Raw genomic sequence first — 10,996 nt, forward strand, 5'->3', positions numbered from 1 at the left:
ACAGGCCGATACCGGCTGCGAAGTAGACCAGCGCGAGGGTGACAGGCGTCACCAGAACCGCGTTCCTGAGCGTCACACGAGCCACAGGATCACCGCCCAGATCGTCGCAGCCAAGGCGTACATGCGAGACCGCAGGCCGATGTGTGCCAGCCGCCCATCTTCGTCAGCCGAAATAATTTGAGCGAGGAAGAGAAGGCCGGTGGAAATGAATGCAGTCGATATGAGCAATGACACCGTGTTCGCACCAGCTGTCGCGAGAGCCTCCTTTACGCGGATGGCTCGATCAGTGTCAACTTTAGGGATCGCGCGCCACGTCGCCGCCCGTTTCCCCTCGGCTGTCGGCAATTTCGCCCTGCGCCGCCCACAAGCCCTCCTTCTTGCTGGGTCCCACAAGGGTAGCCGCCACACGACTAACCGCACTGAAGGGCAATTCTACTGCCAGAACACATGCATTCCCGACGATCCGTCCCTCCGAATCGAAGGGGTGATAGTATCCGTACACTTTTCCGGACCCCGCCGGCCATGCGGAGACACCAAAGAAATTTCTCGCCACCAAACCGTTTCGGGGGGCAGACCATACGTGATCCGGATTCATGGCGCCGGAGCGAGGTCTCTCTGCACTCTACGAATTAGGAATCACTAAAGAAAGCGCATTTGCCGGTCTCCCCCCGTGTCCCTGAATTCAGGATTTGGCGTGCTGCGAGCCGCACGTCGAAAACCGACCTCAGACACGCCCGTCCTGCTTCAGCGAATCGTTTAGATAATGCGCGATCGGTCGCCAGTTTTTCGATTGCGTTGGCGAGTGCTCCGGTGTTTCCAGCAGCGACATGAAGCCCCGCATCGTGGTCGGCTAGGAACTCGCCGAAATCTGTCGACGTCTCAACCGATGCGACTACTGGTACACCGGCGCGGAAATAATCCGTCACCTTGGATGGGAAGGTGGGGACATCAACGTCGCGCACAGTGGCGATCAGGCCTACGTCCGCCGCAGTGAGGAGTTTGAGATATTCGTCTCGAGCGATCCGCGGCCTGTAAAGGACATTACTATCATCTCGCTCAGCCGCAGCTTTAACGAGCGATGATTGCCGCCCCTCGCCCACAAAAAGCATAGCTATATCCGAACCAGCTTGCCGCAGAAATTCTGCAGCGGAAAGCATGTCCTCTATGCCGCGTCCTTCCGTGATCTGGCCACCGAAAACCGCGACAGGACGGTCTAGCGGAAGGCCGTATCGTTTCCGGACAACATTCCTGTCAATTGGGCCAGGTATCGCCACATTCGACCATATGGGCAATACCTCCACCCCTTGTTCCGGACGAAGCTGATAGCGCGCGTTCAGATAATCGACGTTCTTAGGCGACATACACCCGATTGTATCGAACTTGCGCATCAGCGCCTCTTCGCGCTGGCGGGCAAATTCGAATATCGGACCGTTAGGTATCAGACCAAGGCTGCGCTGGTGAAAAGGAAAAAAATCCCACTGAACCAAGTAGCTCCGTGCTTCAAAGCTTTTCATAGCCCATGAAAGTTGGCGCGCGATCGTCACTGACGGGGAAAAACCGATCACGAGGTCGAAATTATGATTGCGAAAGGCTCTCCGGGCCGAAGAAGCCGCACGACGGGGAGAGAGCAGCCATTTTGTCGTCTTCTCCGTCAGAGACCCGAATCCGCGCACGGCGACCGGTGACGTTGCGCACACTTGGACCCCGTTCTCGGTGATTGCGTTGTGTGTAGGCGCAGAATATGGGGCACCCCAGTCGACACAGGAGACAGCAACCTGTACCCCTTCAGCCACCATTGCATCAGCCAAATCGTTCGTGAGGTAGCCGTTACCCACTTCCAACGGGAAGCGAGAACACAGCATCAGAACGTTCACATCATCCCCTTCCGTGGCGCGTCGCCATCTTCCGCCGCGAGACGTGGCCGACGGAGCCGATGCCGCGTATAGACCACGGCCATCACAAGCAGCAAGACCGAGCTGGCGATCGCATAGCTGACGAGCGGCGTCAGCGCGCCGAGCCTTGGCAGCAGAACGATGTAGGCGACGACCATGATCGCCGCGACCAGCACTTCGGCGCCGGCCTGGACCGATGCCCGTCCGGCCGCGACGAAATAATAGACGAAGACGAGGGCGCCCAGCTTCAGCCCGTCGCCCAACAGTTGCGGACCGACGTAAATTCCAGCGGCGCGAAAGGTGTCGGAGAACGCAAGGCGCAGCACCGTGTCGGAAAAAGCCAGAAACACCGCCGCGCCGACGAGAAACAATGCGAGGATGACGATCGCGATCTGGCCCAGCCGCCGCCCCCGCGCCGCCAATGGCAGGCGGGCCAGCTGCGGCAGCAGATAGTTCATGAACAGAACGCCGAAAACCTGCATGTAGGCGTCCGAGATACGGGCGACCGACTGCCAGAGACCAACCTGTTTCCATCCGATCGACTCGGCCAGATCCGCGCGCATATAGACGAGCGCCAGAGGCACGGCACCGGCGGCGAGAAACATGCTGCCGCTGTATTGAAGGAGTTCACCGATCTGGCGTCGGACGAAGGCGGCCTTCCACACGAGTTTCCAGTCCATATGTCGTCCGAAGGCGACCAGTCCGAGAAACGCCGGCGCCAGGGCGAGGCAGGCGACCCCCACCGCGGCGCCCCGGAAACCGGTCGTCAGCGCCAGGACGGCGATCAGTCCGGTCGCGATGATCGTGCCGCCGGCATTGGCCGCCGCGAAGGTGCGCACGGCACCGATACCGCTCAGATAGGCCAAGGCGAGATTGCCTGCTCCGACGACGACTTGAGCAAGGCCCACGGCGAGCAGGACATATCCCATATCCTGTTCGGGAAACAGAAACGACGATCCCCACAGCCAGATGGCGAGCGCCGCCGCGGCCAGGGCCACGGCGAATATCGCGACGATCGGAAGCGCCGCCTTCAGCCACGACGCGCTCGCGTCCCTGTCGGGGGCCGCGGCGACGTTTCTGACGATACCGTTGGTCAGACCGCCGCCGGCAATCATGTAAAAGACGGCGGCCACCGCCATGACCTGGCTCAACTGGCCGAACCCATCCGGGCCGAAACTCGTCGCCAGGAATTTGAACAACACCAGCACGGCGCCCGTCCGAAGGCCGACCATCGCCACCAAAATCGTCATCGAGGCGATTTGCGACATTCGCTTCAGCCGTCTTTTAGCGATGTGGACGTTCAAGGGTTCGTTCGCGGCGCCGGCGCGCCGCCGGCGGCATGTCGCACCCACCCCATATACGGCGACCCGCTGATACACAACTCGGACGGGATGCGACAAGGGCCGCAAGGGCCGCAAGGGCCGCGCCGTGCTGGCGACGCCATGGTTGTCTCCATGCTTCGCCTATGCCGGCGTGACCCGGCCAGGCCCTTGGCCGGTTTTCGGCCGCGACGAGAAAAGCCGCATCGCGGTCTGCAAGCCGGTAACCGCCCGCGGAAGCGGCGAACTCCAGCCGTTCAACGACTTCGCCGGATCGGTCGGCGGCCCTGTGCGGCAGCCCTGGAATGGCATCGCCAACCCCTTGTCAGCGCGAGCGCCCGCATACTAAGAGCAGCGGGTGGCGAACTTAACCCTTGAACTGGCAAGCAGCAGCCTATGACCGCAAAACGCATACGCACGGTACTCATCACTGGCGGGACGGGATCGTTCGGCAAGACCATGCTCCGGACCCTGCTCGATGGAAATGACGTTGAGGAGGTGCGGGTCTTCAGCCGCGACGAGGAGAAGCAGCATGTCTTGCGCAGCACGCTGCTCGATCCGCGCATCAGATTCTACATCGGCGACGTGAGGGATCGAGCCGGCGTCGAACACGCCATGCGTGGAGTCGACTGCGTCTTTCACGCGGCGGCCCTCAAGCAGGTGCCGTCCTGTGAATTCTTCCCGATGGAGGCGTTGCGCACCAACATCGTCGGATCGGAGAATGTCGTGCGGGCCGGTATCGAGGCGGGCGTGCGCAGCCTCGTCTGCCTGTCGACCGACAAGGCCGTCTTCCCCGTCAACGCCATGGGCATGTCGAAGGCGATGATGGAAAAGGTCGCCCAGGCCGCGGCCCGCGAAATCGTCGGCGAGAGCACGGCGACGACCATTTCCTGCGTGCGCTACGGCAACGTCATGTATTCGCGCGGCTCGGTCATTCCGTTGTTCATCGAGCAGATCAAGTCGGGCCTGCCGATCACCATCACCGAGCCGACGATGACGCGGTTCTTGATGCCGTTGCGGGATTCGGTCGCGCTCGTGCGTTTCGCCTTCGATCACGCGCGCCAGGGCGATCTCTTCATCAAGAAGGCGCCAGCGGCGACCATCGCGGACCTTGTGACGGCTATCAAGCAGTTGTTCTCGCGCCCTGACCATCCGGTCGACGTGATCGGCTGGCGTCACGGTGAAAAGCTGTATGAGACGCTCGCCAACGCCCAGGAACTCTCGCACAGCGAGGACCTGGGCGATTACTACCGCATCGCGATGGACGACCGGGACCTGAACTACAAATCCTACTTCGTCGAGGGCGATCGCGAAACGGCCGAATACGAGGACTATCATTCGCACAATTCGGAGCGGATGAGTGTCGAGGATGTCAAAGCGCTGCTCATGACACTTCCGGAAATGCAGAGCGAACTGGAAAGCTGGAACGGCGGTGCCCGGCAATGAAGGTCGTCGTCACCGGGGCTGGCGGGCTGCTCGGCTGGCATGCCGCCTGCCGGCTGCGGGCCGCCAATGCGATGGCGCAATTCAGGAACGAAGCGGAACCTTTCGCCGTCGCCGCCCTCGATCGCTCCGGCTTCAACGACCAGGACCGCGCGCTCGCGGCGTTTCGTGACGCGGACGCCGTCCTCCACTTCGCCGGCGTCAATCGCGCGCCGGACGACGATATCGAGGACGCCAATCTGCGGATCGCCGAGGCCCTGCTCGCAAGCGTCAACGCGGCGGGCGCAAAGCCGCACATCGTCTACGCCAATTCGACCCACGCCGAAAAGGACACGCCTTACGGCCGGTCCAAGCGACGGGCGGGGGAAGCCTTCGGCGCGTCGGGGCTCGCCTATACCGATCTGGTGCTTCCGCATATCTTCGGCGAGTGTGCCCGGCCATTCTACAACAATGTGACGGCGACGCTTTGCCGCCAGGTCATCGATGGCGCCACGCCGTCGATCAATCCGGACGGGCGTGTCGAGCTCCTCCATGCGGGCGCCGCGGCCCAGTCGGCCATCGACGCGGTGGTGGCGGGAAAGACCGGTCGCCAATTCCTTGCGGGCAAACCGGTCAGCGTCCCCGATCTGCACCAGAAGATCGCCGGATTTCATCAGAGCTACCTGGCCAATATCGTGCCGGATCTCTCCGATCCCTTCGATGTGGCGCTCTTCAACAGCTATCGCGCGGCCCTTTATCCTGACGGCTTTCCGCGACCTTTGACGCTCAATACCGATCCCAGGGGAACACTCTTCGAGGCCGTCAAGGGCGGTGGCGGCCGCGGCGGCCAGACTTTTCTGTCCTGGACGGAGCCGGGGATAACGCGTGGCGATCATTTCCATCTCGACAAGGTGGAGCGTTTTCTCGTCGTATCCGGCGAGGCGGTCATCCGGATAAGACGGGTTCTCACCGACACCGTGTGGGAATACCGCGTATCGGGCGAGCGGCCGGCGGCCGTCGATATGCCGACGCTTCATACCCACAGCATCGAGAATGTCGGAGAGCAGCCTTTGCTCACCCTCTTCTGGACCAATGAAATTTTCGACCCCGCGGCTCCGGACACCTATCGCGATCGCGTTCTGCCTGACGGCGGCTCGGCATGATGCGGCGCGGGGCCGTTCCCGCGCCTTTCGTAATTTCCTGCTCCAATGACCAAGAGCTTGTCGAGAATGACTGAGATGATGAAGGTAATGACCATCGCCGGCACGCGGCCGGAATGGATCCGCCTTTCGGCGACCATCCGCGCGCTGGATGACGCCGATTCGATCAGGCACGTCGTCGTCCACACCGGGCAGAATTACGACTACGAGTTGAACGAGGTCTTCTTCGAGGATCTGGGGCTTCGCGCGCCCGACCATTTCCTCGAAGCGGCCGGCGAAACGGCGGCGGAAACGATCGGCCGCGTCATCGCCCGGGCCGACCGGATCATTCGCCGGGAGAAGCCGGACGCGGTGCTTCTGCTCGGGGATACCAATTCCTGCATGGCCGCCCTCGCGGCCCGCAAGAACCGTGTCCCGGTATACCATATGGAGGCGGGCAACCGCTGCTTCGATTTCAATGTCCCCGAGGAACTCAACCGGCGCCTCGTGGATCACATGTCCGACTTCAATATCTGCTACACCGAACATGCTCGTCGTCACCTCCTGTCGGAAGGGCTGCCGCACCGGCGCATCATCGTGGCGGGCTCTCCCATGGCGGAGGTGCTCGCGCTCTATCGCGACCGGATCGAGGCCAGCGACATCCTGGAGCGGCTGGAGCTCGAGCCGCGCGGCTATCTCATCGCCTCGGTCCATCGCGAGGAGAACGTCGATTCGGAGCCGCAGCTGCGCGCCATCGTCGAAGCGCTCGAGATGCTGTCCGAACGGCACGACATGCCCGTCGTGATCTCGACGCATCCGCGCACGCGCAAACGCCTCGAGGCCTACGGCATCGAGACGCTCGAGCGACTGCGGTTCCTGAAACCCTTCGGCTTTCACGACTACAACAAGCTGCAGATGGAGTCGCTCTGCGCGATCTCCGATTCCGGAACGATCAGCGAGGAATCCTCGATCCTGAGCTTCCCGGCCGTGACCGTCCGCAACGCGCTGGAGCGGCCGGAAGCGATGGACACCGGCTCGATCATCATCACCGGCCTCGATCGCGACGTGATCGCGGCCTCGGTGGACATGGCGATCGCGGATTTCCGCGCCGGACGCTTTCCGCCGGTTCCGCAGGACTATCGCATCGACAATAGCTCGCAACGCGTCGTCCGCCTGATTCTCGGCACCGCGAAACTGTCGGCCCGCTGGCATGGACTGGACGGAGCGCGGGGCTGAGCCGCCCTGCCGTTCGCCGCGCCCTGGTTCATTTTCGCTTTCCTGCGGTCGCGCCGCTGCGCCAAGTCATAGTGGTGGACGATGAACGGGAATCGGAGCGAAGGGCGAGGGCACGGATCGCTTCCCTACCGAGCGGAAATCGACGGGTTGAGAGCGCTCGCGGTGATGGCCGTGCTTTTCTTCCATGCCGGCTTCGTGACGTTTTCCGGGGGGTTTGCCGGAGTCGACGTTTTCTTCGTTATCAGCGGCTTTCTGATCACCCGTCTCATCGTGAACGAAGTGCACAGTACGGGGACCTTCCGCTTCGGTCACTTCTACGTCCGGCGCATGCGGCGCTTGTTCCCGGCGCTTCTGGCGACGCTCTGGCTGAGCTTCATAGGCGCGGCATTCCTGTTCGCTCCCCAGTTCCTGAGCCGCGTCGGGGGTGCACTGGTTGCCGCGCTCTTCAGCGTATCGAACATCTATTTCTGGGCTGAAAGCGGCTATTTCGACCCGGATGCCATCCTGAAGCCGCTTCTGCATACCTGGTCGCTGGGCGTGGAGGAACAGTTCTATCTCGTGTGGCCGGTGCTGGTGGTGCTGGCGGTCAGAAACCGCTCGCGATGGATCGGCCCGGCCTCCATCGCTCTCGCGGGCCTCGCCAGCTTCCTGTTCGCGCTCGACATGGCCGACGGCAGGCTCGCTATCCTCGATGTGATGTCCGGAATCGGAGATGCGCCGCGAGCCGACGGTCCTGCAGCGGTGTTCTTCCTCGCGCCATTCCGGGTCTTCGAGTTTGCGATCGGGGCCCTATGCGTGTGGCTCGGGGGTGGTTGGAAGACACCGAAGCTCTTTGCAGAAGCCCTGCTGGCGATCGGCCTGCTGCTGATCGGCCTCTCTGTGCTGCTGCTTGATGAGACCGCGATCTTTCCCTCATGGAACGCCTTGCTTCCCTGTCTGGGCGCAGCGTGCGTCATCCTTGCAGGAGCGCCTCCCGTCTTCGGCAAGGTGCTGACGAATCCGGTGATGACTGGCCTAGGGAAGGTCAGCTATTCGCTCTATCTCGTCCACTGGCCTGTCATCGTGTTCTACGGATACTGGACATTCACACCTCTCTCGGCCGGTGAAGGGGCAGGATTGATCGTCGTGTCGATCCTGCTTGCGGTGCCGATGTTCCATCTGGTCGAGCGCCGGTTCCGTCTGCCGGGCGCCGAAGAAGTCAGGAGTTCCGTATTCCTGCGGCAAAGTGCGCTGGCCGCAACCGTATCCGGTCTGTGCTGGGCCGGTCTCTGGAGCTCGAATGGATGGCTCTGGCGCTATCCGGAGGAGGTTCAGGAGCAGCTTTCCTACGAAGTCGAAGCGCTCAACGATTACGTGTGGAAACGCTTTCTGGCCGAAGAGCGGAGTTTCGATGGCAGCGACCGTCAGAAACTGCTGGTGGTGGGCGACAGCATGGGAGCAGATTTCGTCAACATCCTTGGCGAAGGCGGGTGGGCCGGGTCGGTAGACCTCGCGACGGTACCGGTCCTGGATAATTGCAAGACACTGTTCCCGGTCTCCGACGCGTACTACGAAACGTATTTACCGAAGATGGAAGAAAGCTGCCGGCGACAGCATGCGACGAATCTTGGGCGATCGATCTTCGCGGAAGCGGACGCGATCGTCGTCGCATTCGAGTGGAGCGAGTCATCAGCCGACGTCCTCGATGAGCAACTGGCGGTGTTGCGCACACTCAATCCGTCGGCGAAGATCGCTGTCACGGCGAGAAGGATACTCACCGGAACCGGAATCGAGTTCTTCGCTCATCATGGCGGCAAGCCCAATGCTCACGAGATCCGCACCCCGTACTTCGAAGGCAATGTGGCCATCAACAGGAAACTCCGGGCGCTTCAAGGTGTGACTGTCATCGATCTTCTTCAACCGCTGTGCAATGAGGATGGCTGCCAAAGGGTGACGAGGGAGGGCGTACTGATTTCCTATGATCTCGCTCACCTAACTCCGAAAGGCGCCGCTTATCTGGGGGAGCGCCTCGCAACGATGGACTGGCCGGCGAAATTCGGCCTCAGGCAGGAAGCAGGACATTGAAAGCAACGCTCGTCTTCCGGTATTTCTGGCCCGAGACGGTGCTGATGAACGACATCGCGCGCTGGCTTGTGGAGGCTGGACACGAGGTCGAGGTGCTGACCGGCCAGCCGGACTACCGGCCCCATCTGAAGATGCCCCGGCAACCCCCGCGAAGCGTATGGAACGGCGCGACGGTTCGCCGGCTGCCGCTTCTGCCCGAGCGCGGCTATGGGCTGGTGCGCGCCGTCAACGGCCTCCTGTTCGTGCTGCTCGCCAGCGCGGCGATCGTCTTCGGGCGCAGGCGCGACGTCGTCTGGACGACCTCGATCCCGCCGGTGGTCCAGGCTCTCGCCTTGCTCTTGGCCGCGAGATTGCGAGGCGCGCGCTTCGTCTATTTCCTGCAGGACATCTATCCCGATATCGCGATCCTGATGGGGATCATGAAGCCCGGCCTGTTGTCGCGCCTTCTCGTCGCGCTGGACCGCTTCGTGATGAACCACGCCGACGTGGTGGTGGTGCTGTCCGACGACATGATCGACGTGGTGCGCGAGCGCGGAACACGTCCCCGGCGTCTTGTCTCGATCAACAATTTCTCCGCGCAGGAGCCGGTTGGCGAACGGGCGCCGGGCAATGAGGGCGGCCCCGCCCGCTTCCTGTTCGCCGGTAATGTCGGCCGCTTCCAGAATCTCTCGACTCTCGTCGACGTCTTCGCGCGCGTCGATCCGGGCATCGCCGTCCTCGACATTCTGGGCGAGGGTCGCGAAAAGGCGGCACTCGAGGCGCGGGTGAGGGACGAAGGCATCCAGAATGTGCGCTTCCGTCCCGGCGTCTCGTCCGAGGAAGCGTTCGCTCTGATGGCGCAATACCACGTCGGCATCGTGACGCTGCGGCCAGGGCTTTATCGGTTTGCCTATCCCAGCAAGACCTTCAGCTATCTCGCCGCGGGGCTTCCCGTGCTGGCGCTGGTCGAGCCGCAGAGCGCGCTGGCGCGGGATATCGAGGAACACCGTCTCGGCGTTACGGCGCCCTGGGACGTCGAGATGGACCGCCTGGTCGACATCGTCGTCGACATGGCGGCGCGATGGCGCGGGGCGAGCACGGTGGAGAGCGGCCGTCCGCTTTATTCGCGCGAGGCCGCGCGGAGCCGCTGGCTCGATCTGTTCGGGACGCTGGACACCGGACAAGGGCATAGCAGCGATATTTCTGAGCAAGACCGGGGCGGGGCCGAGCGATGACGCCGTCGCGGACGGGCGCTTCAAGCCGAAAGTGCCGGCGCATCTGAATCCGTTTCCGACGATTGCCCAGGTTGCCGCGCCAACAAAGCCAATTTATATACTTGACCGATTCGGATAGCGCTCATGGTGGGGTGATGGAGTACGCCGAAGGCTTCCCGGTCGCGATTATGCGCGAAACAGAATCCGGGCGCCTTGTGATCCAAGCCAGCAATGAGGCGAGCACAACGTTACGGAAGTTGATTTGCTGGACCTTCTGGCATGGCTTCGGATAGACTACCCTCGTCTTCTAGATCGGGAAATGAAATGGCAAAATCACTCTTCCTGGTCGGCGGGAAATCGCTTACGATCGCAGCAGCAACAGCGGCGTTTTTCATATTCGCTATCGTGATCAACGCCGTTTCGACCGAGTTCTGTCATGACAGAGCGTGTGCCCCTGACGAGCAGCCGGCGTGGGCGACACGCTAGACGGTTTCATCATGTCATTGCTCATATCGACGGTCTTCATATCCACCGGTGCTCTTTTTCTCGCCCAGATGATCTCGGTCGATGAAGATGGGCGACCGTTGCATGTCGGCATGTGGTCTCGCATGTACGCCCTGGCTGCGGCGATCTGGGCGGTTGTCCTATGGCTGCTGTGACGCTCAGGAACGCGGTTCTGGTGACGCCTGTCACCCTCGCGCTGGTCTACTTCGCAGCCGGTATCGGCCTGT

At 62.1% G+C, this 10,996-nt stretch carries 8 protein-coding genes; 6 read left to right on the forward strand and 2 right to left on the reverse strand.

From position 1 onward, the window contains the following. Window positions 1–629: 629 nt before the first annotated feature. Both MJ956_RS18385 and MJ956_RS18390 read right to left on the reverse strand, forming a co-directional pair. A complete protein-coding gene (locus tag MJ956_RS18385; RefSeq protein WP_253965875.1) occupies window positions 630–1,874 on the reverse strand; it encodes a glycosyltransferase family 4 protein in 1,245 nt (414 codons plus the stop codon). Beyond that, complete coding sequence (locus MJ956_RS18390; RefSeq protein ID WP_253965876.1) at window positions 1,871–3,160, reverse strand: MATE family efflux transporter; 1,290 nt, start codon at window positions 3,158–3,160, stop codon at window positions 1,871–1,873. Before MJ956_RS18390 ends, MJ956_RS18385 begins: the two co-directional genes overlap by 4 nt. A 447-nt stretch (window positions 3,161–3,607) precedes the next feature. Between MJ956_RS18390 and MJ956_RS18395 the strand changes: the two genes are divergently transcribed. The 6 genes from MJ956_RS18395 (at window position 3,608) to MJ956_RS18420 (ending at window position 10,924) form a co-directional block, all read left to right on the forward strand. After that, a complete protein-coding gene (locus MJ956_RS18395; RefSeq protein WP_253965877.1) occupies window positions 3,608–4,657 on the forward strand; it encodes a polysaccharide biosynthesis protein in 1,050 nt (349 codons plus the stop codon). Beyond that, entirely contained in the window at window positions 4,654–5,796 is a 1,143-nt protein-coding gene (locus tag MJ956_RS18400; protein WP_253965878.1) for a polysaccharide biosynthesis C-terminal domain-containing protein, read from the forward strand. Before MJ956_RS18395 ends, MJ956_RS18400 begins: the two co-directional genes overlap by 4 nt. 66 nt (window positions 5,797–5,862) lie before the next feature. Further along, complete coding sequence (gene wecB, locus MJ956_RS18405) at window positions 5,863–7,008, forward strand: non-hydrolyzing UDP-N-acetylglucosamine 2-epimerase (protein WP_253965879.1); 1,146 nt, start codon at window positions 5,863–5,865, stop codon at window positions 7,006–7,008. A gap of 81 nt (window positions 7,009–7,089) precedes the next feature. Then, complete coding sequence (locus tag MJ956_RS18410; RefSeq protein ID WP_256477949.1) at window positions 7,090–9,072, forward strand: acyltransferase family protein; 1,983 nt, start codon at window positions 7,090–7,092, stop codon at window positions 9,070–9,072. After that, window positions 9,069–10,286: a glycosyltransferase family 4 protein gene (locus MJ956_RS18415; protein WP_253965881.1), complete on the forward strand. Its 1,218-nt coding sequence runs from the start codon at window positions 9,069–9,071 to the stop codon at window positions 10,284–10,286. Before MJ956_RS18410 ends, MJ956_RS18415 begins: the two co-directional genes overlap by 4 nt. Before the next feature lie 449 nt (window positions 10,287–10,735). Then, window positions 10,736–10,924 carry a hypothetical protein gene (locus MJ956_RS18420; protein WP_253965882.1) on the forward strand — a complete coding sequence of 63 codons (189 nt, stop codon included), beginning with the start codon at window positions 10,736–10,738 and terminating at the stop codon, window positions 10,922–10,924. The last annotated feature ends 72 nt before the right edge of the window (window positions 10,925–10,996 follow it).

This window comes from Aurantimonas marianensis (assembly GCF_024195285.1).
GTDB lineage: Bacteria > Pseudomonadota > Alphaproteobacteria > Rhizobiales > Rhizobiaceae > Aurantimonas > Aurantimonas marianensis.